Annotated in this window: 20 protein-coding genes and 1 tRNA gene; 13 read left to right on the forward strand and 8 right to left on the reverse strand. The window is 72.4% G+C overall.

Annotation, left to right across the window (positions count from 1 at the left end; genetic code table 11):
• Positions 1-4: 4 nt before the first annotated feature.
• The 8 genes from K7472_RS33265 to K7472_RS23240 all read left to right on the forward strand — a co-directional run bounded on the left by K7472_RS33265 (position 5) and on the right by K7472_RS23240 (position 9,497).
• On the forward strand, positions 5-1,081 hold the full coding sequence (locus K7472_RS33265) for a LysM peptidoglycan-binding domain-containing protein (protein ID WP_222980467.1): 1,077 nt from the start codon (positions 5-7) through the stop codon (positions 1,079-1,081).
• 523 nt (positions 1,082-1,604) lie between these two features.
• Positions 1,605-2,267, forward strand: coding sequence for a LysM peptidoglycan-binding domain-containing protein (locus tag K7472_RS23210; RefSeq protein ID WP_222980468.1), 663 nt, complete (start codon positions 1,605-1,607; stop codon positions 2,265-2,267).
• Positions 2,268-2,613: 346 nt separating this feature from the next.
• Positions 2,614-3,894 (forward strand): phosphopyruvate hydratase, encoded by a 1,281-nt coding sequence (gene eno, locus K7472_RS23215; RefSeq protein WP_222980469.1) that lies wholly within the window; start codon positions 2,614-2,616, stop codon positions 3,892-3,894.
• A gap of 132 nt (positions 3,895-4,026) precedes the next feature.
• Positions 4,027-4,494, forward strand: coding sequence for an FtsB family cell division protein (locus K7472_RS23220; RefSeq protein WP_222980540.1), 468 nt, complete (start codon positions 4,027-4,029; stop codon positions 4,492-4,494).
• A gap of 82 nt (positions 4,495-4,576) precedes the next feature.
• Positions 4,577-5,155, forward strand: a complete 579-nt coding sequence (locus K7472_RS23225) for a DUF501 domain-containing protein (protein WP_222980470.1) — start codon at positions 4,577-4,579, stop codon at positions 5,153-5,155.
• Positions 5,152-6,096 (forward strand): Ppx/GppA phosphatase family protein, encoded by a 945-nt coding sequence (locus K7472_RS23230; RefSeq protein WP_222980471.1) that lies wholly within the window; start codon positions 5,152-5,154, stop codon positions 6,094-6,096. Before K7472_RS23225 ends, K7472_RS23230 begins: the two co-directional genes overlap by 4 nt.
• A gap of 436 nt (positions 6,097-6,532) precedes the next feature.
• A complete protein-coding gene (locus tag K7472_RS23235) occupies positions 6,533-7,933 on the forward strand; it encodes an NAD(P)/FAD-dependent oxidoreductase (RefSeq protein WP_222980472.1) in 1,401 nt (466 codons plus the stop codon).
• 238 nt (positions 7,934-8,171) lie between these two features.
• Entirely contained in the window at positions 8,172-9,497 is a 1,326-nt protein-coding gene (locus tag K7472_RS23240) for a class I SAM-dependent methyltransferase (protein ID WP_222980473.1), read from the forward strand.
• Between the two features lie 371 nt (positions 9,498-9,868).
• Here K7472_RS23240 and K7472_RS23245 read toward each other — a convergent pair whose 3' ends face one another.
• Both K7472_RS23245 and K7472_RS23250 read right to left on the reverse strand, forming a co-directional pair.
• Positions 9,869-12,421, reverse strand: coding sequence for an ABC transporter permease (locus K7472_RS23245; protein ID WP_222980474.1), 2,553 nt, complete (start codon positions 12,419-12,421; stop codon positions 9,869-9,871).
• A gap of 83 nt (positions 12,422-12,504) precedes the next feature.
• On the reverse strand, positions 12,505-13,290 hold the full coding sequence (locus K7472_RS23250; RefSeq protein WP_222980475.1) for an ABC transporter ATP-binding protein: 786 nt from the start codon (positions 13,288-13,290) through the stop codon (positions 12,505-12,507).
• Between the two features lie 485 nt (positions 13,291-13,775).
• On the opposite strand from K7472_RS23250, the gene K7472_RS23255 reads away from it, so the two are divergent.
• Positions 13,776-13,857: transfer RNA gene (locus tag K7472_RS23255), tRNA-Leu, on the forward strand.
• 220 nt (positions 13,858-14,077) lie between these two features.
• Here K7472_RS23255 and K7472_RS23260 read toward each other — a convergent pair.
• The gene (locus tag K7472_RS23260) at positions 14,078-14,314 is read right to left on the reverse strand and encodes a DUF4287 domain-containing protein (protein WP_109446380.1); all 237 of its coding nucleotides are present in this window, start codon (positions 14,312-14,314) and stop codon (positions 14,078-14,080) included.
• A 107-nt stretch (positions 14,315-14,421) separates the two neighbouring features.
• Here K7472_RS23260 and K7472_RS23265 point away from each other — a divergent pair, with 107 nt between their 5' ends.
• On the forward strand, positions 14,422-14,739 hold the full coding sequence (locus tag K7472_RS23265) for a hypothetical protein (RefSeq protein WP_222980476.1): 318 nt from the start codon (positions 14,422-14,424) through the stop codon (positions 14,737-14,739).
• Positions 14,740-14,877: 138 nt separating this feature from the next.
• Here K7472_RS23265 and K7472_RS23270 read toward each other — a convergent pair whose 3' ends face one another.
• From K7472_RS23270 to K7472_RS23280, 3 genes are all read right to left on the reverse strand, one after another.
• Entirely contained in the window at positions 14,878-15,681 is an 804-nt protein-coding gene (locus tag K7472_RS23270; protein WP_222980541.1) for a hypothetical protein, read from the reverse strand.
• 314 nt (positions 15,682-15,995) lie between these two features.
• Positions 15,996-17,216 carry an acetyl-CoA C-acetyltransferase gene (locus K7472_RS23275; protein WP_222980477.1) on the reverse strand — a complete coding sequence of 407 codons (1,221 nt, stop codon included), beginning with the start codon at positions 17,214-17,216 and terminating at the stop codon, positions 15,996-15,998.
• A gap of 179 nt (positions 17,217-17,395) precedes the next feature.
• Entirely contained in the window at positions 17,396-18,127 is a 732-nt protein-coding gene (locus tag K7472_RS23280; RefSeq protein WP_222980478.1) for a TetR/AcrR family transcriptional regulator, read from the reverse strand.
• 92 nt (positions 18,128-18,219) lie between these two features.
• Between K7472_RS23280 and K7472_RS23285 the strand changes: the two genes are divergently transcribed.
• Positions 18,220-19,722, forward strand: coding sequence for an MFS transporter (locus K7472_RS23285; RefSeq protein ID WP_222980542.1), 1,503 nt, complete (start codon positions 18,220-18,222; stop codon positions 19,720-19,722).
• Positions 19,723-19,768: 46 nt separating this feature from the next.
• Here K7472_RS23285 and K7472_RS23290 read toward each other — a convergent pair whose 3' ends face one another.
• Positions 19,769-20,788 (reverse strand): SGNH/GDSL hydrolase family protein, encoded by a 1,020-nt coding sequence (locus tag K7472_RS23290; RefSeq protein ID WP_222980479.1) that lies wholly within the window; start codon positions 20,786-20,788, stop codon positions 19,769-19,771.
• 169 nt (positions 20,789-20,957) lie between these two features.
• Here K7472_RS23290 and K7472_RS23295 point away from each other — a divergent pair, with 169 nt between their 5' ends.
• On the forward strand, positions 20,958-22,340 hold the full coding sequence (locus tag K7472_RS23295; RefSeq protein ID WP_222980480.1) for a cystathionine beta-synthase: 1,383 nt from the start codon (positions 20,958-20,960) through the stop codon (positions 22,338-22,340).
• Positions 22,341-22,646: 306 nt separating this feature from the next.
• On the opposite strand, the gene K7472_RS23300 is transcribed toward K7472_RS23295, so the two are convergent.
• Positions 22,647-23,096 (reverse strand): hypothetical protein, encoded by a 450-nt coding sequence (locus tag K7472_RS23300; RefSeq protein WP_222980481.1) that lies wholly within the window; start codon positions 23,094-23,096, stop codon positions 22,647-22,649.
• A gap of 200 nt (positions 23,097-23,296) precedes the next feature.
• Here K7472_RS23300 and K7472_RS23305 point away from each other — a divergent pair, with 200 nt between their 5' ends.
• The gene (locus K7472_RS23305; RefSeq protein WP_222980482.1) at positions 23,297-24,706 is read left to right on the forward strand and encodes an acyl-CoA synthetase; all 1,410 of its coding nucleotides are present in this window, start codon (positions 23,297-23,299) and stop codon (positions 24,704-24,706) included.
• Positions 24,707-24,787: the final 81 nt, after the last annotated feature.

Below are 24,787 nucleotides of genomic sequence, written 5' to 3' on the forward strand. Positions count from 1 at the left end.
ACGCGTGCCGAAGCACAGGAAGCCACGTCAGGCCCCCAAGTTCGTCGTGACGGTGGGCGCCACCGGTGCCGGGCTCGCCCTGCCGCTGTTCGCCTCGGGCTCCGCGCACGCCGCGTCGGACTCGACCTGGGACTCCGTGGCCCAGTGCGAGACCGGCGGGATGTGGAGCGCGAACAACGGTGACGGCTTCTACGGCGGCCTCCAGCTCGACCAGTCCACCTGGGACCGCTTCGGCGGCACGGCGTACGCGTCCAGACCCGATCTGGCCAGCCGTCAGGAGCAGATAGCCGTGGCGCAGACCGCGCTGGACAGCCAGGGCCCGGACTACTGGGCCGAGTGCGGCGCCGACGTCGGGCTCGTCCAGGGCGGCCCCGCGCCGCAGCCGGTCACCGGCGACCCGAGCGACTCCGCCCCGTCCTCCAGCCTCGACACCGGCCCGTCGGGGTCGTCGGGGTCCACGTCCACCACGACGCCCACGACCGGCTCGGGCGGCACGGGCGGCACGGCGGCGCCCACCGGATCGTCCACGCCGTCCGGCGCGGCCTCGTCGTCCACGAGCGCCACGCCCGGCCCGTCCGGTTCCTCCTCCTCGCCGTCTTCGTCGTCTTCCTCCTCTTCGTCTTCGGCCCCGACGACCTCCGTGTCGCCCTCACCCTCGACGTCCGGGAAACACGCGGCGCCGCCTTCACCCGGTTCGTCCGCTTCGTCCGGTGCGCCCAACCCCTCGGGTGCGGCGAGCGGTTCGGCGTCCGGTACGCCCGGCCTGTCCGGTTCGTCCTCCGCGACGACGGCCTCCGGCTCCACCGGGACCTCCGGCTCGTCGACCACGGAGGGTGATCGCGGCGACGGCGGCACCTCGCGCGACAGCGGCGACGGCCGGTCCCAACTCCCGGGTGACGGAGGCCAGGCCACGGGTCAAGGCAACACCTCGTACACCGTCCAGCCGGGCGACAATCTCTCTGAAATCGCCTCAGACCACTCCGTCCCCGGGGGCTGGTCCTCGCTCTACGACGCCAACAAGTCCGTCGTGGGCGGCGATCCGGACCTGATCCTGCCCGGGCAGCAGCTCACGCTGGGTTGACCGGTGGCGCTCCGGCCGGCCGGCGGGAACGGCCGCCGGAGCGCCTGACGACCCGTCGGCCTGTGACAAAGCTCTCGCGCCCGGTCCCGGCGGGAAGGTCCGGTTCGGCCCCTTCCTCCCGCCGCGACCTGCGCGTTAGCCCGTCAACTCGGTCGTGAACGGCTCCTAGGCCCGGGACGGTTGATGTTTGTCCCGCGGCCGGGGGCTGTGCTTATGGTCGTGACCGCTCACCACCGTGAGCCCTGCCGGTCGGGAACGCCGAGTCCTGCCGCCGACCGACGGGAACAGTCGACGCGAAAGCGCCGTAGGCAGGAGCGGGGGACCCATGGTTCTCCGCCGGGCCCGGGAACGCGGCCGGATTCGTCAGATGGATCCGGACGCCGTGAACGGACCGGCTTGGGGTTAAGGCACCTGAGGTGCGGCCCGTACGCCACGTACGGGAACGCCACCGCGGGAGGCCCGGGCACTCACCCGCCCGAACCCGACAGCTGACCTCGCAGGCGTCGGTGAGGATGACTTCTCCATGGGTAAGCACCGTCGTGTCTCCAAGGCTGTCCGCATCACCACCCTCGCCGGTGTGGCGGGTGCCGCGATCGCCGTCCCGCTCCTGAGCGCCACCAGCGCCAGCGCCGCCACCGTCTCCCAGTGGGACGCCGTCGCCCAGTGCGAGTCCGGCGGCAACTGGTCCATCAACACCGGCAACGGCTACTACGGCGGCCTGCAGTTCTCGCAGTCCAGCTGGGACGCGGCCGGCGGCCAGCAGTACGCCTCCCGCGCCGACCTGGCCACCAAGGACCAGCAGATAGCCGTCGCCGAGAAGCTCCTCGCCCTCCAGGGCCCGGGCGCCTGGTCCTGCGCCTCGGCCGGCAACCTCACCGCCGGCGGCCCGGCCCCGCAGCTGAGCACCTCGGGCTCCTCCGGCAGCGGTGCCTCGGCGCAGACCGAGTCCACCAAGCCCGACACCCAGGCCCCGGTCGAGCACCACGCCTCCCCCCGCCACCAGGAGCAGGCCGCCCCGGTCCAGCAGGGCGACGGCAACTACACCGTCAAGCAGGGCGACACGCTGGCGAAGATCGCCCGTGCCCAGCACGTCCAGGGCGGCTGGCACCAGCTGTTCGACCTGAACAAGAACATCGTGAAGGACGCGAACCTGATCTTCCCGGGCCAGAAGCTGCACACCAGCTGAACCCGGTGACGTAACTCCCCGGCCGGACACGCCTTCCCCCGAGCGTGCCCGGCCGGGGCTGTTTCCGCCGTCACCGCGACGGCCCCCCGTCCCCGCTCAGCGACCGCCCCCGCCGCCCGCCCGGGCCCGGGGGCGTCGTCGTTCCGCAAGGCCTCCGCGACCGTCGTTCCCGCGAGGCCTCCGCGACGGCGGCACACCGGCTCTTTTCGTGTCAGGGCGCGCACCGCCGACCGGCTGGCGGCCGTAGGCCGGTTAGGCTCATCCCGCAAAGACGCAAAGACATCTCAGACCGCCGCCAGTCAGACTGAGCAGCTGAGCCAAGCAACACATCCTGAAGGAGATGCTCGTGCCGTCCATCGACGTCGTCGTAGCCCGGGAAATCCTCGACTCGCGAGGCAACCCCACCGTCGAGGTCGAGGTCGGCCTCGACGACGGCAGCACCGGTCGTGCCGCCGTCCCCTCCGGTGCCTCCACCGGTGCGTTCGAGGCCCTCGAACTCCGGGACGGCGACAAGTCCCGCTACGGCGGTAAGGGCGTGGAGAAGGCCGTACTCGCCGTCATCGAGCAGATCGGCCCGGAGCTGGTCGGCTACGACGCCACCGAGCAGCGGCTGATCGACCAGGCGATGCTGGACCTGGACGCCACCCCCGACAAGTCCTCGCTGGGTGCCAACGCCATCCTCGGCGTCTCGCTGGCCGTCGCGCACGCCGCCTCCGAGGCCTCCGACCTGCCGCTGTTCCGCTACGTCGGTGGCCCCAACGCGCACGTGCTGCCGGTGCCGATGATGAACATCCTCAACGGCGGCAGCCACGCCGACTCCAACGTGGACGTCCAGGAGTTCATGATCGCGCCGATCGGCGCCGAGTCGTTCTCCGAGGCGCTGCGCTGGGGCGCCGAGGTCTACCACACCCTCAAGGGCGTGCTGAAGGAGCGCGGCCTGTCCACCGGCCTCGGCGACGAGGGCGGCTTCGCGCCGAACCTCGACTCCAACCGGGAGGCGCTCGACCTCATCGTCGAGGCGATCAAGAAGGCCGGTTTCCAGCCCGGCCAGGACATCGCGCTCGCCCTGGACGTCGCCGCGTCCGAGTTCTACAAGGACGGCACCTACGTCTTCGAGGGCAAGAACCGCACCGCCGCCGAGATGACCTCCTACTACGGCGAGCTGGTGGCCGCCTACCCGCTGGTCTCCCTGGAGGACCCGCTGCACGAGGAGGACTGGGACGGCTGGAAGACCATCACCACCGAGCTGGGCGAGAAGGTCCAGATCGTCGGCGACGACCTGTTCGTCACCAACCCCGAGCGGCTCCAGCGCGGCATCGACAACGACACCGCCAACGCGCTGCTGGTCAAGGTGAACCAGATCGGTTCGCTGACCGAGACGCTGGACGCGGTGGAGCTGGCCCAGCGCAGCGGCTACAAGTGCATGATGTCGCACCGCTCCGGCGAGACCGAGGACGTCACCATCGCCGACCTGGCCGTCGCCACCAACTGCGGCCAGATCAAGACCGGCGCCCCGGCCCGCTCGGACCGCGTCGCCAAGTACAACCAGCTGCTGCGCATCGAGGAGATCCTCGACGACGCGGCCGTCTACGCGGGCCGCTCCGCCTTCCCGCGCTTCAAGGCGTGAGGCTCGGCCCTCCCGCTGATCGCGGTGTGATCCTCACGCCGTGAAGCCGACGCGGCCGTCCCCGCACCCGGTCCCGGTACCGTGTGCGGGGACAGCCGTATGCGATGACGTACGCGACGAGGGGTGACAGACGTGGGCGCGGACCGCTTCCCGACCGCGGTGAGGCTGAAGGCCCTCGGCCAGCAGGCGCAGGCCCGCGTCTACCGCGCCACCGGCCGGGCCCCCAGACGCGGCAGGCTCACCGGCCGCGCCGCCCTGCTCGCCCTCACCGTCTGCGCGCTGGTCGTGGCGCTGGCCTACCCGACCCGGCAGTACATCGCGCAACGCTCGCAGATCGCCCAGCAGCGCAAACAGGCCCAGCAGGCGAAGCTGCGGGTCGAACAGCTCAAGGAACAGCAGGCCCGCTGGTCCGACCCGGAGTACGTCAAGGTGCAGGCCCGGCAGCAACTGCACTACGTCATGCCTGGCGAGACCGGATACGTCATGCCCGGCGGCCAGGGCTCCGGCGCCTCGGGGGCCGCGTCCGGCTCCGCCGCGGGCAACCGCCCCTGGTACGAGAACCTCTGGGACGGCGTGGACTCCGCGGACTCCGGCCACTGAGCGCCGGGCCGCCGCCGCCCGCCCGCCACCGCGACGTGGACCCGCCCCACCACCCACCGCAGGAACGAAGAGAAAGCCCACCGTGGACAACCCCCCGCCCCGCACCGAACCGACCCCACCCACCGAGGCCGACATCGCCGCCATCGGCGAGCAGCTCGGCCGTGTGCCGCGGGGCTTGCGGGCCGTCGCGCACCGCTGCCCGTGCGGGCTGCCGGACGTCGTGGAGACCGCGCCGCGCCTGGAGGACGGCTCACCGTTCCCCACGCTGTACTACCTGACCTGTCCGCGCGCCGCGTCCGCCATCGGCACGCTGGAGGCGGACGGCGTGATGAAGGAGATGACGGCGCGCCTCGCCGAGGACGCCGAGCTGGCCGACGCCTACCGCGGCGCCCACGAGGACTACCTCGCCCGCCGCGACGCCATCGAGGTGCTGGAGGGCTTCCCCAGCGCGGGCGGCATGCCCGACCGGGTCAAGTGCCTGCACGTCCTGGTCGGCCACTCGCTCGCCGCCGGCCCCGGGGTCAACCCGCTGGGCGACGAGGCGATCGCGATGCTGCCCGAGTGGTGGCGCAAGGGCCCGTGCGCCTGCGCGGACACGGCGGCCCCGGCCGACGGCCCGCAGGGCACCGACGCCCCCGACAGCGCGGAGGACACACGATGACCAGGGTCGCCGCGATCGACTGCGGCACGAACTCCATCCGCCTGCTGATCGCCGACGTCGACCCGGCGACCGGATCGCTGAAGGACGTCGACCGCCGGATGCGCATCGTCCGCCTCGGGCAGGACGTCGACCGCACCGGCCGGTTCCACCCGCAGGCCCTGGAGCGCACCCTGCGCGCCTGCCGGGAGTACGGCGAGGTGATCCGCGAGCAGGGCGTCGAACGCCTGCGGTTCGTGGCCACCTCGGCGACCCGGGACGCGGAGAACCGCGAGGAGTTCATCGACGGCGTGGTCGACGCCCTGGGCGTGCGGCCCGAGGTGATCTCCGGCGCGCAGGAGGCCCGTTTCTCCTTCGACGGCGCCACCAAGGAACTGACCGCCATGCCCAGCCTGGAACGACCGTTCCTGGTGGTCGACATCGGCGGCGGCTCCACGGAGTTCGTCCTCGGCGACGACGCGGTGCGCGCGGCGGTCTCGGTGGACGTCGGGTGCGTGCGGATGACGGAACGCCACCTGACCGACGCCGACGGCCGGATCACCGACCCGCCCACCCGACGGCAGATCGACGCCATAAGGGCCGACGTGGAGGCCGCGCTCGACCTGGCCGCCGAGAGCGTGCCGCTGCGCGAGGCCCGCACGATGGTGGGCCTGGCCGGCTCCGTCACCACGGTCGCCGGGCTCGCGATGGGCCTGGACGTCTACGAGTCGGCGGCCATCCACCACTCCCGCGTCACCCGCGGCCACGTCCAGCTGATCAGCGAACGGCTGCTGGCCTCCACCCACGAGGAACGCGCGAAGATGCGGGTCATCCACCCCGGCCGGGTCGACGTCATCGCCGCGGGCGCGCTCATCCTGCACACGATCATGGAGCGCACCGGGGCGCTGGAGGTCCTCGTCAGCGAACACGACATTCTGGACGGAATCGGCTGGTCGTGCGCGTGACCGTCCCTCGGTGAATGACGCGTCCGTAGGGCCCGGAACGGCGCGTTCGTGCGACGTCTGAGCAGGAATTCGTTCGGCTGAGCGCCCTCACCGGCCTCTTCCCGGCCGGTCCCGGAAGAGTCTTCGTGAATTTCTTCACATGAAGTTCCCGCCCATCGGCGCACTTTCCGAGGCCGCACGAGGCCGTTCGGGGTCCAAAACAGGGTTACGCGGCCCCAACACCCGTGTTTCGACAGGGTTGCACGGCACCCGCGGGTCTCCCCGGAGCCCGGATCGTGGCTGCTCACGGAGGTGGTTCAACGCCCGCGCGGCCCTGGGGGTTCCTGTGCCGGGCTGTGGCCTCGATCACGAAATCGCGCAGTGTAGCAGAGGGTCTGTCGAACCTTGTGAAGGGGCTCACGAGGGTGGCCCTAGCGCGTGCTGGATACTCGAAGCCATGAGCACCACGGAGCGTCCACGGATCCTCGTAGTAGGCGGCGGTTACGTCGGCCTGTACGCGGCGCGCCGCATCCTGAAGAAGATGCGGTTCGGCGAGGCGACCGTCACGGTTGTCGACCCGCGCTCGTACATGACGTACCAGCCCTTCCTTCCCGAAGCTGCGGCCGGCAGCATCTCCCCGCGCCACGTCGTGGTCCCGCTGCGACGCGTGCTGCCCAAGGCGGAGGTCCTCACCGGCCGCGTCACCTCGGTCGACCAGGACCGCAAGGTGGCCGTGATCGAGCCGATCGTCGGCGAGACGTACGAGCTGCCCTTCGACTACCTGGTCGTCGCCCTCGGCGCCGTCTCCCGCACCTTCCCGATCCCCGGCCTGGCCGAGAACGGCATCGGCATGAAGGGCGTCGAGGAGGCCGTCGACCTGCGCAACCACGTGCTGGAGCAGCTCGACCTGGCCGACTCCACGACCGATGAGGAGGTCCGCCGCAAGGCGCTGACCTTCGTCTTCGTCGGCGGCGGCTTCGCCGGCGCGGAGACCATCGGCGAGGTCGAGGACATGGCCCGCGACGCGTGCAAGTACTACACGAACGTCAAGCGCGAGGACATGCGGTTCATCCTCGTCGAGGCCGCCAACCGCATCCTCCCCGAGGTCGGCCCGGAGCTCGGCAAGTGGGGCCTTGAGCACCTGCGCGAGCGCGGCATCGAGATCTACCTCGAGACCTCCATGACGTCGGCCGTCGACAAGCACGTGGTGCTCGCCAACGGACTTGAGGTCGACGCCTCCACCATCGTGTGGACCGCGGGCGTGAAGCCCAACCCGGCGCTGGGCAACTTCGGCCTGCCGCTCGGCCCGCGCGGTCACGTGGACACCGCGCCGACCCTCCAGGTCCAGGGCATGGACTACGTGTGGGCGGCCGGCGACAACGCCCAGGTGCCGGACCTGGCCTCCGGCGAGGGCGCCTGGTGCCCGCCGAACGCCCAGCACGCGCTGCGTCAGGCGAAGGTCCTCGGCGACAACGTGGTGTCCGGCATGCGCGGCTTCCCGCAGCACGAGTACCGCCACAAGAACATGGGCGCGGTCGCGGGCCTCGGCCTGCACAAGGGCGTCGCCCTGCTCTTCGGCAAGATCAAGCTGCGCGGCCGGCTGGCCTGGTACTGCCACCGTGGCTACCACGGCATGGCGGTGCCGACCTTCAACCGCAAGTTCCGGGTGCTCGCCGACTGGACGCTGGCGATGTTCCTCAAGCGCGACGTGGTCGCGCTGGGCGCGCTGGAGAACCCCCGCGAGGAGTTCTACGGTGCCGCCGCCCCGGTGACCGCCGCCGCGGCCGCCAAGTCCAAGGCGCTGGCCGAGCAGGCCGCCAAGGAGAAGTCCGGCGAGGCGGAGAAGGCCAAGGCCTGACCGCAGCCGGGGTCCGCTGAACGCGGCGGGCCCGCAGTACCGACGCCGAGGGCGTCCGCCATCCGTGGGGCGGGCGCCCTCGGCGTTTTCGCGGTTCCGCCGTGGTGGTATGCGCTTGCCGGTCCGGGACTATTGACACGCCCGAATCGGTTCACGATACAAGGAGTTGTTCCGCTTCAGGAGTCGCACAGGACCAGCCCATCCGCTCGGATGACGTGCCCCTCAGGAGGTTCGCACCATGGCCGACACCGCCGGACGGCTTGCCGCCCTCGCCGAAGGAGCCCTGGGGGCTCCGCCGCCTGTCCGCATCCGGGCCTGGGACGGCAGCGAGGCGGGCCCGCCGGACGCCCCGGCCCTGGTGGTGCGCAACCGCCGCGCGCTGCGCCGAGTGCTGTGGAAGCCGGGCGAGTTGGGGATGGTGCGGGCCTGGGTCGCCGGCGACCTGGACGTCGAGGGTGACCTCTACGAGGTGCTGGCCCGGCTTGCGGGTCTGGTGTGGGAACGCGGCGAGGGCGCCGGGGAGGGCCGGGTCGCCGCCGCGCTGTCCGCCGTACGGGCGCTGCGCGAGCCGCAGGCCCGCGGACTCGCCCGCGAGGCGCTGACGCTCGCGGGACCCGGACTGCCACCCGCGCCACCGCCCGAGGAGGCCCCGCGCCGCACCGGTGTCCGGCACAGCCTCAGCCGTGACCGGGACGCGATCCACCACCACTACGACGTCGGCAACCCCTTCTACGAGCACGTGCTCGGGCCCTCGATGGTCTACTCGTGCGCGTACTGGAACGCCTCGGCCGGGACGCTGGAGCAGGCGCAGGAAGCCAAACTCGACCTGGTCTGCCGCAAGTTGGCGCTCCGCGAAGGGCAGCGGCTGCTGGACGTCGGCTGCGGCTGGGGCTCGATGGTGCTGCACGCCGCGCGGCACTACGGGGTGCGGGCGGTCGGCATCACCCTGTCCGCCGAGCAGGCGGCGTACGCCCGCAAGCGGGTCGCGGAGGAAGGGCTGACGGACCGGATCGAGATCCGCGTCCAGGACTACCGCAGGGTCGCGGACGGCCCCTACGACGCGATCTCGTCCATCGGGATGGCCGAACACGTCGGCTCCGCACGGTACTTGGAGTACGCGCGCACGCTGTACGGGCTGCTGCTGCCGGGCGGCAGGCTGCTCAACCACCAGATCGCGCGGCGGCCGCTGGCGCGCGAGGAGGCGTACCGCGTCGACGAGTTCATCGACCGCTACGTCTTCCCCGACGGGGAGCTGGCGCCGGTCGGCACGACGGTGTCGCTGTTGGAGGAGGCGGGGTTCGAGGTGCGCGACCTCGAATCGCTGCGGGAGCACTACGCGTTGACGCTGCGGCGGTGGGTGGCGAACCTGGAGGGCCACTGGGACGAGGCGGTCCGCCTCACGTCCCCCGGTCGCGCCCGCGTCTGGCGCCTGTACATGGCCGCGTCGGCCCTCGCCTTCGAACGCAACCGCATCGGAGTCAACCAACTCCTCGCCATCCGCCCGGGCCCCGAGGGGTCGTCGGGAATGGGCCGAACGCGGGGGGAGTGGACGGAGCGCGGCTGACGGCGGGCGGGGCCCGCCGGTCCGGGGCCCGCTGGTTCGGGGTGCGGGGCTCGTTCGTCTGCGGACCGTTTTCCCACCCATCCGCCCATGGGGTGCGGGCGGGGGGCGGGTCCGCTGGTTCGGGGTGCGCGGCTCGTTCGTGTGCGGACCGCTTCCCCACCCACCCGCCCCTGGGAAGGGCTGGGGTGGTCAGAGGGTGCGGGGGCGATCGAGGAGGGCTGAGGGGGAGCGGGTAAGCGGGCCGGGCCTGCCGGTTCGGGTGCGGGTGCTGACGTCGGGGGCTTGGGCCGTACCCCCACCGGCGGAAAGGGCGGGTGGGTGGGGAGAAACGAGCTCAGCCCCCACCCACCCCGCCCCCAACCCCCGTCCCCCTACTCCGTCTTGATCGACTCCAGGATGTCCATCCGCCCCGCCCGCCGCGCGGGCCAGGCCGCCGCCAGGAGGCCTACCAGCGCGGCCAGGGCCAGGAAGACCGCGATGCGGGTCCAGGGGAGGACCATCGCGTAGCCGGGGAGGCTGCCCGAGATGGACTCGCCCGTCGCCCAGGCCACGAACAGACCCAGCACGATGCCCGTCGCCGCGCCGAACAGCGAGATCACGACCGCCTCCAGGCGGATCATGCCCTTCACCTTGCGCCGGTCCAGGCCGACCGCCCGCAGCATGCCGATCTCCCGCCTGCGTTCGAAGACCGACATCGCGAGGGTGTTGACGACCCCGAGGACCGCGATGACCAGCGACATGCCCAGCAGCCCGTACAGGATCGAGAGCATGTCGTTGATCATGCCGCCGAACTTGTCGCGGATGCCCTGCTGGTCCATGACGGAGATCGCCGGGTTGTCGCCGAGCGCGTCGGTGATGGCCTGGCTGGTCGCCGCGCTCGCGCCGTTCGCCGTCTTCACCAGGACGACCTGGATCTCCGGCTTCGTGACGTGCGGCGCGAGCATCGACTGCGGCATGACGACGTCGGACAGCGCGAGGTTGTCGCCGTACGTGCCGCCGACCGTGACCTCGGCGTGCGTGCCGTCCGGGTAGTCGGCCTGCACGGTGTCGCCGACCTTCCAGCCGTGCTCCTTGGCCACCTTGTCCGCGACCAGCACCTTCCCCTGGGACAGCGCCGAACGGGAGCCGGTCACCGTGTCGATCCGCACGGTGCGGGTCAGACCGGCCGGGTCGGCGGCCGTCACGGCGCTGTAGTGGCCGTCGAGCGTGAAGTCCGCGTGCTGCATGGCCGTCGCGTCGGTCACGCCGGGAACCTTGGCGATCTCCTTGGCCACCGAGCCGTCCAGCGGCATCCCGTTGGCCATCTGGACCATGTAGTCCGCGGAAACGTTGTCCACCGTGGTCTTGTCGATCGTGCGGCCGAGCGACAGCCCGAGCACCGTCATCCCGGTGACCAGGGACAGCCCGATGGCCAGGGCGGACGCGGTGGCCGCGGTGCGGCGCGGGTTGCGGCGGGCGTTGCGGGCGGCGAGGTTGCCGGAGACCCCGAACACCCGCGCCAGCAGCGGCCGTACGCCCGCGATCACCGGCTGCGACAGCAGCGGCGTCAGCACGATCACGCCGGTCAGCAGCACGGCCGCGCCGCCGCCGACCGTCCAGCGGCCGTTGGTGCCGCCCTTGGCGCCGCCGATCAGGACCAGCGCGACACCGACGGCGGTCAGCAGGCCGCCGAAGCTGTTGCGCAGCACCAGGGACTTGGTGGGCGCGGGCAGGTCCGCGCTGCTCATCGCGGCGACCGGCGGGATCTTCGCGGCCCGGCGGGCGGGCAGCCACGCGGCGAGGACGGTGATCAGCACGCCCACCGCGAACGCCACGACCACCGTGGACGGCGCGACGACCAGCGGTCCGCCCGGCACCTTGGCGCCGAACGAGGTCATCGCCGAGCGCAGCGCCACCGCGATGCCGACGCCGGCCACGAAGCCGCCCGCCGACGCGGCGACGCCGACGACCAGCGCCTCGGTCAGCACCGAGCGGGTGATCTGGCGGCGGCTGGCGCCGAGCGCCCGCATCAGGGCGAGTTCCCGGCTGCGCTGGGCGACCAGCATGGTGAAGGTGTTGGCGATCAGGAAGACGCCGACGAACAGCGCGATGCCGGCGAACGCGAGCAGCATGGTGCTCAGCGAGCTGAACTGCTGCTCGATGTCGCGCGACTGCTGGTCGGCGAGCTGCTGACCGGTCTGGGCGACGGCGCTGGAGTTCTTGGGCAGCAGCGGCGCGATCTCGTTCAGCAACGTGGTCTGGGAGGCGCCCGGCTTCGCGGTGACGGTGACGTCCTTGAAGTGGCCGGGTGCCAGGTAGAGGGACTGCGCGCTCGCGGTGTCGAAGAGCACCAGCGAGCCGCCCGCGCTCACCGAGCCGTCGTCGGTGGTGAACACGCCGGTGACGGTGTAGGTGCGCACGGGGCCGTTGGTGGCGACGCGGGCCGTGCCGCCGACGTGGAAGCCGCCCTTGCGCGCGGTGTCCTGGTCGACCGCGATCTGCCCGGCGCGGGTCGGCCCGGTGCCGGAGACGAAGGCGTAGCGCGGGTCCTTGCCGTCCTTGCCGGGGGCGAAGTTGGCGCCCTCGTTGGACCAGCCGTTGCCGATCAGCTTGCCCTTGGCGTCGGCGACGCCCGCGAAGCCGTCCACCCGTCCGGTGGCCGTCGCGACGCCGGGCAGCGCGGCGATGTGCTGGACGGTGGCCGCGCTGACGCCCAGGTCGCGCTGGTTGCCGTCGCTGCGGCTGCCGTCCGGGTCGGGGTAGCTGGTGATGCCGACGGCCGTGCCGGCGTAGCTGGTGGTGGCCTGGTTCTTGTAGGCGGTGCCGATGGTGTCGGTGAAGACCAGGGTGCCGGAGACGAAGGCCACGCCGAGCAGTACGGCGAGCAGGGTCATCAGCAGCCTGGCCTTGTGCGCGAAGACGTTGCGCACGGCGGTACGGAACATGTGGCGGGTCCTGGGGGCTGGAAGCGGGACGGTTCGGCGTGGAGCCGGTGGGGGCGGGCGGCGCGCGGGGTGCGCGCCGGGCGTCAGCTGGTGCGCCCCTTGGCGTCGAAGCGCTTCATCAGGTCCAGGACGGCGTCCGCGGTGGGGGAGCGCAGCTCGTCGACGATGCGTCCGTCGGCGAGGAAGACGACGCGGTCGGCGTACGAGGCGGCCACCGCGTCGTGGGTGACCATCACGACGGTCTGGCCCAGCTCGCGTACCGAGTTGCGCAGGAAGCCCAGCACCTCGGCGCCGGAACGGGAGTCGAGGTTGCCGGTCGGTTCGTCGGCGAAGATGATCTCCGGCTGGGCGGCGAGCGCGCGGGCGACCGCGACGCGCTGCTGCTGGCCGCCGGACAGCTGGGCCGGGCGGTGCTTGAGACGGCCGGACAGCCCGACCGTCTCGATGACGTTGTCCAGCCAGGCCTTGTCCGGCTTGCGGCCCGCGATGTCCATCGGGAGGGTGATGTTCTCCAGGGCGGTCAGCGTCGGCAGCAGGTTGAACGCCTGGAAGACGAAGCCGACCTTGTCCCTGCGCAGCCGGGTGAGCTGCTTGTCCTTGAGCGACGACAGCTCGGTGTCGCCTATCCGGGCCGAGCCGGAGGAGACCGAGTCCAGACCGGCCATGCAGTGCATCAGCGTGGACTTGCCGGAGCCGGACGGGCCCATGATCGCGGTGAACTCGCCCCGGTGGAACTGGGTGGATACCTGGTCCAGGGCGACCACGCGGGTCTCGCCCTGCCCGTAGACCTTGCTCAGGTCCGTCGCGCTCGCCGCCACCGCGGCGGCACGCTGGCCGGTACGGGTGCCGGAGGGGGTGGAGGTGGTCACGGGAGGCTCTCCTGCCTGTCGGGCCGGTGGACGGTGGGATCCATCCTCCCGGCCGGACGGGGCCGCCGGATCAGCCCGTGTCCTGGTTCCGGCGACAGTCTTCGGAGGTACGCGTTCGCGTCGGGTCATCCTCAGGTATGACGCGGGTGCGGAGGCGTAGGAAGGTGTGCGGGGGCGCGGGCGAACGTGGTGTTTCCCGCGCGTTCTCGCGGTGTACGCGGTCGGGCCGGCGGGGCCGGCCGGGGTGGTCGGCGAATTCTCGTCATTCGCCCCGGGCATGACCCCCGGCGCCGATGGCGCGCGAAACGGGAATGCGCGCCGGTCCGGATAAGTACCAGGGCAATCGCCCGGTTCTGACGGTGTGTCAGCTGACCCTAAAATCAGACAACATGGGGTCGACTTTCACCTGTTCGGAGGCTGAATCCGGGCTAGGATTCCGCTGCCCCCTGTGGCCTCCCGCTGCTTTCCTGCGGGTCGCGTGGTCTGCCCGGATGGTGGAATGCAGACACGGTGAGCTTAAACCTCACTGGCCTTCGGGTCGTGCCGGTTCAAGTCCGGCTCCGGGCACTTCCCCTTCGACTGCGGATGACCGCAGGAGAAGGCCGGCCGGTTTCTTGTCCATTATTCAATTAGCGGCCGCAGCGCTTTTACGCGTTCCTTGCGATCGCCCCGCGGGCCACCTTCGTCCTCCTTCTCCGCCGGCCGCCCGCGAAACGGCGACGGGCCCCCGGGGCGGCGGCGGTGTGCCGCTCCCGGGGGCCCGTCGATGCGGCCCAGGAGGTCGGGGTCACAGCAGTTTGCGGGCGGCTCGGCGCAGGTCGTACTCGTGGACGATCGCCTTGGCGTGACCGTAGGAGAGCCCTTCGTGCTCCCTGCGGAGCCAGTTCACCTTCTCGTCGAAGCGGAGGAGTGCGGGGCCCTCGTCGAGGGCGTGGAGCCAGTCGCCCACCTCGCGGCCGGTGCACTGGGGGATTCGGGAGAGCAGGTTCCGGTGGGTTTCCTCGGAGAAGGTCATTTGGGACATCGGCGCCTCCGGTGTGCGTTCCGTCACCCCACCGTGCCCTAGTGGTTGGGCGTTGGCAACCGTCCCAGGCGCGCGGCGGCCACCACGCGCCCGTATAGGGTCGCCCCATGTCCGACCGCACGCCCCTGGACGCCGCCGTGGAGCGGCTGGCCGACCGCTTCCGCGCCCTGCCGGGCAGCCGCCTGACCCGGGTCGCGGCCGACGGCCTCGGGCTGGCCCGGGAGCTGTCGAGTGCCGCGCAACGGCTCGAACGGCCCGGCGTGCGACCGCTGTTGCCGCCGGACGACGGGATGTACGTGATCGGCGACCAGCTCGCGGTCGCGGGCCACGACCTGGCCGAAGCGCTGGCCGGGGCGGGCGGCGAGGGCGACGAGGTGCTCGACTGGGCGCTGCGGAAGGTGGCCGAGCTCGACCGCCGGTTGTGAGCCGGAGCGCGCGCGGGCGCGGCGCGCGCCGCTGTCGGATCAGGGCAAGGCGACCGCTGTCGGATCAGAGCGAGGCGACGGCTACTGCCTCAGAGCGAGATGACCGCTACTGCCTCAGAGCGAGACGACCCCGCTGGATCAGAGCGAGGCGACCACGCGGTCGGCGAGGATGAAGACGCTCTCCTCGCCGTAGGTGAAGGTCAGCGCGTAGCCGCCGGAGACGCCGGAGCCGCCCAGCAGCACCGGGGCCTCGCCGCGCTCCAGCGCGTCGACGAGCCGTTCCGCGGTCTCGCGATGGCCGGGGGTGAGGCACAGCGTGGTGCCGTCGGTGAAGACGTACAGGTCCAGGGTGCCCAGGGGGCCGGGCCTGACGTCGGCGAGCGGCGTGGCGGCGTCCGCCAGCTCCGCGAGCCTGGCCACGGTCTGCTCGGGGTCGGCGACCGCCGGAACGGGCACGAAGTCCGGGTCGGAGGGGTGGCGGCGGGCACGCGGGGCCGCGTCGGGGGCGTCCGGCAGGTCGGGCAGGTCCGGCAGGCTCAGCGGGAAGTCCACCGGGCGCGGCAGGAAGGGCATCGCCTCGTACTCGGCGAAGTCGGTGAACTCCGGGCCCACCCCGTCCAGCACCGGCGCGTCGGCGGCCTCCCTGGCCTCCTGGGCGGCCCAGAAGGCGCGGGCCTCGGCGAGCTCGCGTTCCCGCTCGTCGGCCAGCGCCTCGGCGACCGCCATGCGTATCTCCTCGCCCTGCGGCGCGGGCCGGGCGCCCGGCACCAGGCCGGCCGACGCGGCGGTCACCACGTCGGCGACGTCAGCGCGGTGCTCGGCCAGCTCGCGGCGCAGGGCGACGACCTGACGCAGCAGGCCGCGGACGGCGAGCAGGGCGATCGACCCCACGGCCACGGCCGCGGCCGCGACGAGCAGCGTGACGATGGTGACAGAGCTGATGGCGCTCACTGAGGCACTCCCGGGCGGTGTGGAGGGCGGCTGCTTTTCTCCCCACCACACACTCTGCCTTGAAACCCTTGGCCTTCGCAGTGCGGAATGTCACGAAAAGTACAGGTCCGGGCGGCTGGTCTGTTCCTGGGCTGACCCGGTGCTGTGGCTGTGACCTGCGCAAACAGCGATCCCCCAGGCCGGGTCACAGCCTGGGGGATCTTAGGTTTCGATTCAGATCTCACTCTGTGTTCGATTTTCGCGGCGGGGCGACGGGGGTTGACGAACCCGCGCGGCGGCCGCCGTGGCGCCCGGAAGGCGCCGGGTCAGCTCAGGCGCTCGATGACCATGGCCATGCCCTGGCCGCCGCCGACGCACATGGTCTCCAGGCCGAACTGCTTGTCGTGCCACTGGAGGGAGTTGATCAGCGTGGTGGTGATGCGGGCGCCGGTCATGCCGAAGGGGTGGCCGACGGCGATCGCGCCGCCGTTGACGTTGAGCTTGTCCAGGTCGATGCCGAGGTCCTGGTAGGACGGGATGACCTGGGCGGCGAACGCCTCGTTGATCTCGACCAGGTCGATGTCGCCGATGCTCAGGCCGGCCCGCTTCAGCGCCTGCTTGCTCGCCTCGACCGGGCCGTAGCCCATGATCTCGGGGGACAGACCGGAGACGCCGGTGGAGACGACGCGGGCCAGCGGGGTCAGGCCCAGCTCGCGCGCCTTGGTGTCGGACATGACGACCAGGGCGGCGGCGCCGTCGTTGAGCGGGCAGCAGTTGCCCGCGGTGACCCGGCCGTCGGGGCGGAAGACCGGCTTGAGGCCCTGGACGCCCTCCAGCGTCACGCCCGCGCGGGGGCCGTCGTCCTGGGAGACCACGGTGCCGTCGGGCAGCGTGACCGGAATGATCTCGCGCTGCCAGAAGCCGTCGGCGATCGCCTTCTCCGCGAGGTTCTGCGAACGGACGCCGAACTCGTCCATCTCCGCGCGGGTGACGCCCTTGTGGCGGGCCAGGTTCTCCGCGGTCTGGCCCATCGCGATGTAGGCGTCCGGCACCAGGCCGTCCTCGCGCGGGTCGTGCCAGTCCTCGCCGCCCTGCTCGGCGCGGGCCGCGGTACGGGCCTCCGCGTCGGCGAACAGCGGGTTGTGGGTCTCGGGCATGCCGTCCGAGGTGCCCTTGACGCTGCGCGAGACGGTCTCGACACCGGCCGAGATGAAGACGTCGCCCTCGCCCGCCTTGATCGCGTGCAGCGCCATGCGGGTGGTCTGGAGCGAGGAGGAACAGTAACGGGTGACGGTGCAGCCCGGCAGGTGGTCCATGCCCATCTGCACGGCGACGATCCGGCCCAGGTTGTGTCCCTGCTCGCCGCCCGGCAGGCCGCAGCCCAGCATCAGGTCGTCGATCTCGCGCGGGTCGAGGTCGGGCACCTTGGCCAGCGCGGCCTGGATGATCGTGGCCGTCAGGTCGTCCGGACGCAGGTCCTTCAGCGATCCCTTGAAGGCGCGACCGATCGGCGACCGGGCGGCAGAGACGATTACGGCTTCGGGCATCGCGTTCTCCGTTGTCCGTTGGAGCGGGTGGAATGGGTGCCGGTGGAGCGTTGGAACGGGGGTGCCGGGCGGGCCCAGAGTGAAGCTACCTGCGCGTATCGCACGCGTCACGGCCTGAACACTGTGACACCGGCCTCTTTTCTAAGCGTACGCTTAGCCCTGCGGCATCGGGTAGGGCGTCACTCCGCCTGCTTCGGCGTCGCCGTCGCGCGCAGCGGCTCCAGGCCGTCCAGCAGCCGGGCCAGGCCGAACTCGAAGCGGGTGTCCATGTCCGGCCCCGCGATGTCGCCCGCCAGCGCGACCACGTTGGGGTAGCGCTCGCCCGACAGCTCCTCCAGCTCCCGCCGGGCCAGCGCGGTGGCCTCGGAGGGGGACGCGCCACGCTGCTCGGCGGCGGACATCGGCACCGACTCGTGCAGCACGAAGCCCTGCACCCAGGTGCCCAGCAGATACGTGGCATCGGCCGCGTCCCGGCCGTCGAACCCGGCGGTGCGCAGCGTGGCGATCAGCGACTCCATCCGATCCAGCCAGCGAGGACCGGGCGCGAAGCGGCCGACGAGTACGCGGGCGGCGTTCGTGCGGGTCAGCAGGTGGGTGCGCAGCCGTCGCGCGAGTACGGCGACCTGTGGGCGCCAGTCGTCCGTGCCGCCCGGGCTGTGCGGGCCCGCGGGGTCGGTGGTGTGGGGTGGCGGCGCGTCGAAGTCCGCCCACAGAGCGTCGCAGGCGAGGTCGAGCAGCTCTTCCTTGTCGCGGACGTGCCAGTAGAGCGAGGCGGCCTGCACGCCCACCTCGGCGGCCACCTTGCGCATGGACAGCCCCTTGGCGCCGTCCCGTTCCAACAGCCGCAGCGCCGCGTCGGCCAGATCCTCCCTGGTCACCCCGGCGTGCGCGGTCTTGTGTCGCGTCCCCATCCGTCACCGCCACTTGCGCTCTAACGACGTTAGGGGCAACTCTAGCAGCGAGAAAAGGCATCTAACATCGTTAGGGGGATCGGGTGTCATCGATGGATGCGGGCCTGGGAGGGGCGTGCACGGCGCCGCGCAAGGGGCTGGTGCTGGGCTGCCTGTGCGTGGGGCTCTTCATGGCGATGCTGGACAACCTCGTGGTGACCACCGCGCTGCCGGCCATCGGGCGGGGGCTGAACGCGGGCACGGCCGGGCTGCAGTGGGTGGTGGAGACCTACAGCCTGGTCTACGCGTCGCTGCTGCTCACCGGGGGCACGCTGGGCGACCGCTGGGGCAGGCGCCGGGTCTACCTGCTGGCGCTCGCGCTGTTCACCGCGGGCTCGGCGGGGTGCGCCCTCGCGGGGAGCCTGCCTGCGCTCGTCGCCGGACGGGCCTGCCAGGCGGTGGGCGCGGCACTGCTCACCCCCGGCACGCTGTCGATTCTGCGCCACGTCTTCACCGGCGAGCGGGAACGGGCGCAGGCGATCGGCGTGTGGAGTGGCGTCTCGGGCGCCGGGCTCACCCTCGGCCCTGCGGTCGGCGGACCGCTCGTGGACCACTTCGGCTGGGCCGCCGCGTTCTGGATCAACGTGCCGATCGGCGTCGGCGGGTTGCTGTTCGCGGTGCGAGTGCTGCCCGTGCTGCCCAGGACCCCCGTGCGGATGGACCCGGCGGGGCAGGCGACGGTGGTCATGGGACTGGCCGCGCTGGTCTACGTCCTGGTGGAAGGCCCGGTACGAGGGTGGGGCGATCCGCTGGTGCTGGGCGCGACGGCGGGGGCAGTCGTGCTGCTGACCGTGTTCGTGGTGCTGGAACTACGAGTCGCGGAGCCGATGGTGGACGTCAGGCTGCTGGCCGGGCGGACGGCGGGGGTGCCCGCGTTCGCGGGGTTCGCGGTGAGCTTCGGGTTCTTCGGCCTCGGGGTGTTCCTGAGCATGTACCTGCAGTACGTGTTGGGCTGGTCGCCGACCGCCGCCGGGCTGGCGATGCTGCCGGCCACGGCCTTCACCGGTGCCGCCGCGGTGGTGGCGGGCCGGATCTGCGGTCGCGTGGGCTCCCGGCTGCCGCTGGCTGCTGGTCTGGTGCTGGTCGCCGTCGGCCTCGCGGGCTTCACCCGGTACGGAACGGGCGCTCGCTTCGTGGAGTTCGGCTGGCTGCTGCCCGTGATCGGCACCGGGCTGGGGCTGACGTTCACGCCGATCTCCGTAGCCGTGTTGGGAGCGGTGCCCGCGGCGCGGGCCGGGATGGCGTCGGCCACGGTGAACATGGTCCGGGAAGTGGGCGGTGTGGCGGGCGTCGCCGTCCTGGGCGCGGTACTGACCTCCCGGTTCACGGCGTCCGTGCACGTGGCACTGCCTCCGTCGCAGGCGGCCGCTGTCAGCCACGCCGTCACGTCGGGCGCCGCACTGGCCACCGCGCCGGGGCCGGTCCGGGCGGTGACCGATCGGGCCTTCATGACCGGCATGCACGCCGCGATGTGGACCGGAGCGGCACTGCTGGCAGCGACGGCGGCCTTGGTGCTGAGCACGATGCGCGGCGGGCGTGACGGGGCGGCGGGGTGAGCCGAAGGCACGCAGGCGTGGCGGGAGGTGCGGTGAGCCGGAGGCCTCAGCTCCGCCGTCCCCCCGTGCTCACCGTCCGCGCCGGGTTCGGGGTCGGGGGCTGGGTGGTCGCGCCTCGGCGGAGGACGGCCCACCTGGGCCTGCGGCCGGGCAGGGCCGTGGCGCCGCCCGCGGTGACCTCCGTGCCGCCCTGGGCCGCCGCCTCGGCCGCCGCCACCGCGACCGGCAGGGCCGTCGGGGTCTGGCCCTCCTCCGGCCACAGACCGAGGGCCGAGCAGAGGGTGGGCAGGACCGCCATCGCCGCCGTCGCGTAGCCGGCCGCCGACGGGTGGTAGTTGTCGGGGCCGAACATCTCGCGCGGGCTCGCCTCGAACTCCGGACCCAGCAGCTGCCCCAGCGACACCGTGCGCCCGCCCAGCTCGATCACGCCTATCGTCTGCGCCGCCGCCAGCTGCCTGCTCAGCCGCCGCGCGACCCAGCGCAGCGGCTGGTAGACCGGCTCGATCGTGCCCAGGTCGGGACAGGTGCCGACGACCACCCGGGCGCCCGCGTCGTGCAGCCGTCCCACCGCCGACGCCAGATACCGCACCGAGAGCGTCAGCGGCATCCGGTGCGTGACGTCGTTGGCGCCGATCATGATCACGCACACGTCCGGCGCCGGAGCCGAGCCGTCCAGCAGCAGGGAGACCTGCCGTTCCAGGTCGTCGGACTGCGCGCCCGACAGCGCCACGTTCACCAGGTCCACCGGCCGCTCGGCGACCGCCGCGAGTCCCGCCGCCAGCAGCGCCCCCGGCGTCTCCCGGGCCCGCCGCACGCCCTGCCCGGCCGCCGTCGAATCCCCCAGGAAAGCCAGCCGCACCGGTGGCTCGTCCGCGCCGAACTCCGTCCCGTACCGCCCGTCGGCGACCGGAGGAAGATCCTCGCAGCCGCCGACGACCCGCCGGGCCAGCCGTACCTCCGTCAGCAGCAGCCCGACCGCCGCGCCGCCCAGCAGCCCGATCCCGCCGCCGCCGTAGGCCGCCGCGGTCGCGATCCGCCGTGCCACCCTCGCCCTCGACATCGACATGGCTCCCCGTCCTTCCGGCCCTCGCGACGTTGCGCATCTACGCGCGTTCCCGCTCGGCGCGAGGTCCTAACAAGCTGTTGCCCGCTACGGGCCACGGTGCAACGCGTCCCTCGAGCCGCGCTTGCGCATAGGCTTTCGACCACACACTGGGAAACATCCGGAGGACGTCGTGCAGTTCCACGACTCGATGATCAGTCTCGTCGGCAACACCCCGCTGGTGAGGCTCAACAGCGTCACGGCCGGCATCCGGGCCACGGTGCTGGTCAAGGTCGAGTACTTCAACCCCGGCGGATCGGTCAAGGACCGCATCGCGCTGCGCATGATCGAGGCCGCCGAGCAGTCCGGCGAGCTCGAGCCGGGCGGCACCATCGTGGAGCCCACCTCGGGCAACACCGGCGTCGGCCTGGCGATCGTGGCCCAGCAGAAGGGCTACCGCTGCATCTTCGTCTGCCCGGACAAGGTCTCCACCGACAAGATCAACGTGCTGCGGGCCTACGGCGCCGAGGTCGTGGTCTGCCCCACGGCCGTCGACCCCGACCACCCCGACTCGTACTACAACGTCTCCGACCGCCTCGTGCGCGAGACGCCGGGCGCCTGGAAGCCCGACCAGTACAGCAACCCCAACAACCCGCGCTCCCATTACGAGACCACCGGTCCCGAGCTGTGGCAGCAGACGGAGGGGAAGATCACCCACTTCGTGGCGGGCATCGGCACCGGCGGCACCATCTCCGGCACCGGCAACTACCTCAAGGACGTCTCCGAGGGCCGGGTGAGGATCGTCGGCGCCGACCCGGAGGGCTCGGTCTACTCCGGCGGCTCCGGGCGCCCGTACCTGGTCGAGGGCGTCGGCGAGGACTTCTGGCCGACCGCGTACGACCGGAACGTCACGGACGAGATCGTCGCCGTCTCCGACAAGGACTCGTTCCAGATGACCCGGCGCCTCGCCAAGGAGGAGGGCCTGCTGGTGGGCGGCTCCTGCGGCATGGCGGTCGTGGCGGGCCTGCGGGTCGCCGAGCGCCTCGGCGAGGACGACGTGGTGGTCGTCCTGCTGCCGGACAGCGGCCGCGGCTACCTGAGCAAGATCTTCAACGACGAGTGGATGGCCGACTACGGCTTCCTCGCCGACGAGAACCAGCGCGAGACCGTCGCCGACGTGCTGCTGGAGCGCAGCGGGGGCATCCCCGAGCTGGTCCACATGCACCCGGAGGAGACCGTCGGCGAGGCGATCGAGGTGCTGCGGGAGTACGGCGTCTCGCAGATGCCGATCGTCAAGCCCGGCGCGGGCCACCCCGACGTGATGGCCGCCGAGGTCGTCGGGTCGGTGGTGGAACGCGAGCTGCTGGACGCCCTGTTCACCCAGCGCGCCCAGCTCACCGACCCGCTGGAGAAGCACATGAGCCCGTCCCTGCCGCTGGTCGGCTCGGGCGAGCCGGTCGCCGACCTGATGGCGGTCCTGAAGTCCGCCGACGCGGCGATCGTCCTGGTCGAGGGCAAGCCCAAGGGCGTCGTCAGCCGCCAGGACCTGCTGACGTTCCTGGCGAAGGGCAAGTAGGGCACGCACGCGGAACGCGCGGCCTCCGGTTCACGCCGGGGGCCGCGCGCCGGGGCGTGTGCGGCGCGGAGACGGTACGTTCGCGTCACACTCGCGCAGCACGGGGTTAACACGGGTCCGGCACAGTGGGACGCGTCGGCGAGGGCCGACTGCTGGCAGCGGGGACGGACGGAGCGGCTCCCGGACCTCCCGCGACTGCCTTGGGCATGCGCCGGAACCCTGACGTCCGGCCGGCGTGCCCCGGTGGGGACCGCCGTCGTCCCGCCCCTGGCGCTGCCGGGGTGCGGCGGTCCCCGCCCACAACCTTCAGAAGTCCTCGCGCCGCCGTTCGTCCGCCGCCTGCGCCCGGCGCTCCTGGAGTGAACTGCCCAGCGAATGCGCCACGTTGACGCCCACGATGCCTGCCCACGTCACCAGCAGCCCGGGCAGGTGCGCGTTGACCGCGCCGATCGCGGACAGCGGGATCGCGAAGGCCATCGAGACCACCGCGAGGCCCAGCCTGCGGCGGCTCGGGTCGAGGATGCCGTCGGGGGTCGGACGCCGGGCCGGGCCGCCGTGGGTGGCGACGCGGGCGCCGGCCGTCTGCTGCTGGGCCAGTTCACGGCGGACCCGGCGCTCGACCTCGTTGTCGAGCCGCTGGGCCGCCTTTTCCAGGAACGAGTCGATCAGTTCGGACTCGTACTCCGGACCGAGGTCCTTGCGGGCCTGGAGCGTGGCGTTGAGCTCCTTGGTGAGCTCCGGATCTGACGCGGTCATGATGGTCACGGTAGGCGCGCGCCGGGCGCCCCCGCATTGGGGCTAACCCCCGGATCGCCCGGGGGCGGGCTCCTCCCCGAGGAGGATCGCGCCGGTTTCGCACGAGCCGGGACGGGCGGGGTGTGTACGGTCGCGGTGGGCCCGCCACCACAAGCACAAGCACGACCACGAGCACGACCCGCACCGCGAGGGGGAGACCGATGGAACTGCTGACCGCCCTGTCCGCGCCCGAACGGGACCGCGAGGACGCCGTGACGGTCGACGGGCGTTCGCTGTCGTACGAGGAACTGGCGGGCGCCGCGTCCGCCGTCGCCTCGCGCGTCGCCGGCGCCCCGGCGGTCGCGGTGCACGCCACTCCCACCCTGGAGACGGTGATCGCGGTCGTGGGCGGGCTGCTGGCGGGCGTGCGGGTGGTCCCGGTGCCGCCCGACGCGGGCACGGCCGAACGCGCGCACATCCTGCGCGACTCCGGCGCCACGCTGGTCCTGCGGGAGGCGGAGGACGCCGGCACAGACACGTACGACGGGATCGAGACCGTTCCCGTACGCCCGGGCGAACGGGGGCGGTTCCGCGCGCCGCTGCCCGATCCCGAGGCGATCGCGCTCACGCTCTACACCTCCGGCACCACCGGCGCCCCCAAGGGCGTGCAGGTCTCCCGCCGTGCCGTCGCCGCCGACCTGGACGCGCTGGCCGACGCCTGGGCGTGGACCGCGGACGACACGCTGGCGCACGGCCTGCCGCTGTTCCACGTGCACGGCCTCGTGCTGGGCGTGCTGGGCGCGTTGCGCACCGGCAGCCGCCTGGTGCACACCGGACGCCCGACCCCGCAGGCCTACGCGGCCGCGGGCGGGACGCTGTACTTCGGCGTGCCCACCGTCTGGTCGCGCGTGGCGCGCGAGCCGGAGGCGGCCAGGGCGCTGGCGTCGGCGCGGCTGCTGGTCTCCGGCAGCGCGCCGCTGCCCGAGCCGGTCTTCCGGGACCTGGCGGCCCTCACCGGCCAGTCCCCGGTGGAGCGTTACGGCATGACCGAGACCCTGATCACGGTCTCCGCCCGGGCCGACGGCGAGCGGCGTCCCGCGTGCGTGGGGCGCCCGGTGGCGGGGGTGGCCACCCGGCTGGTCGCCGAGGACGGTTCGCCGGTGCCGTACGACGGGGCGACGGTGGGCGAGCTGCTGGTCGGCGGGCCCACGCTCTTCGACGGCTACCTCGGGCGGCCGGAGGCGACGCGGGCGGCGCTCACCGACGACGGCTTCTTCCGCACCGGCGACATGGCGGTCGTCGAGCCGGACGGCACCCACCGCATCGTCGGCCGCGCCTCGACCGACCTGATCAAGTCCGGCGGCTACCGCATCGGCGCGGGCGAGGTGGAGAGCGCGCTGCTCGACCACCCGGCGGTCGCCGAGGCCGCGGTGGTCGGCGCCCCGCACCCGGACCTCGGCCAGCAGATCGTGGCGTACGTGGTCGCCGACGGGGTGAGCGAGGGCGAGCTGGTCGCCTTCGTCGCTGACAGGCTCTCGGCGCACAAGCGGCCCCGGGCGGTCCGCTTCCTCGACGCCCTGCCGCGCAACGCGATGGGCAAGCCGGTCAAGAAGCTGCTGCCGCCGCTCTGATCCGCGAGTAGGCCTGGAGCTGCTGCCGCCGCTCTGATCCGCGAGTAGGCCTGGAGCTGCTGCCGCCACTCTGATCCGCGA

This window comes from Streptantibioticus parmotrematis (genome assembly GCF_019890615.1).
Taxonomy (GTDB): Bacteria; Actinomycetota; Actinomycetes; order Streptomycetales; family Streptomycetaceae; genus Streptantibioticus_D; species Streptantibioticus_D parmotrematis.

Coding starts and splice junctions, on each gene's coding strand:
- K7472_RS23300 (WP_222980481.1), bottom strand. CDS start 23,096: ATGACCGCGTCAGATCCGGAGCTCACCAAGGAGCTCAACGCCACGCTC.
- K7472_RS23280 (WP_222980478.1), bottom strand. CDS start 18,127: ATGGGGACGCGACACAAGACCGCGCACGCCGGGGTGACCAGGGAGGAT.
- K7472_RS23235 (WP_222980472.1), top strand. CDS start 6,533: ATGAGCACCACGGAGCGTCCACGGATCCTCGTAGTAGGCGGCGGTTAC.
- K7472_RS23305 (WP_222980482.1), top strand. CDS start 23,297: ATGGAACTGCTGACCGCCCTGTCCGCGCCCGAACGGGACCGCGAGGAC.
- K7472_RS23245 (WP_222980474.1), bottom strand. CDS start 12,421: ATGTTCCGTACCGCCGTGCGCAACGTCTTCGCGCACAAGGCCAGGCTG.
- K7472_RS23240 (WP_222980473.1), top strand. CDS start 8,172: ATGGCCGACACCGCCGGACGGCTTGCCGCCCTCGCCGAAGGAGCCCTG.
- K7472_RS23260 (WP_109446380.1), bottom strand. CDS start 14,314: ATGTCCCAAATGACCTTCTCCGAGGAAACCCACCGGAACCTGCTCTCC.
- K7472_RS23285 (WP_222980542.1), top strand. CDS start 18,220: ATGGATGCGGGCCTGGGAGGGGCGTGCACGGCGCCGCGCAAGGGGCTG.
- K7472_RS23230 (WP_222980471.1), top strand. CDS start 5,152: ATGACCAGGGTCGCCGCGATCGACTGCGGCACGAACTCCATCCGCCTG.
- K7472_RS23210 (WP_222980468.1), top strand. CDS start 1,605: ATGGGTAAGCACCGTCGTGTCTCCAAGGCTGTCCGCATCACCACCCTC.
- K7472_RS23275 (WP_222980477.1), bottom strand. CDS start 17,216: ATGCCCGAAGCCGTAATCGTCTCTGCCGCCCGGTCGCCGATCGGTCGC.
- K7472_RS23265 (WP_222980476.1), top strand. CDS start 14,422: ATGTCCGACCGCACGCCCCTGGACGCCGCCGTGGAGCGGCTGGCCGAC.
- K7472_RS23290 (WP_222980479.1), bottom strand. CDS start 20,788: ATGTCGATGTCGAGGGCGAGGGTGGCACGGCGGATCGCGACCGCGGCG.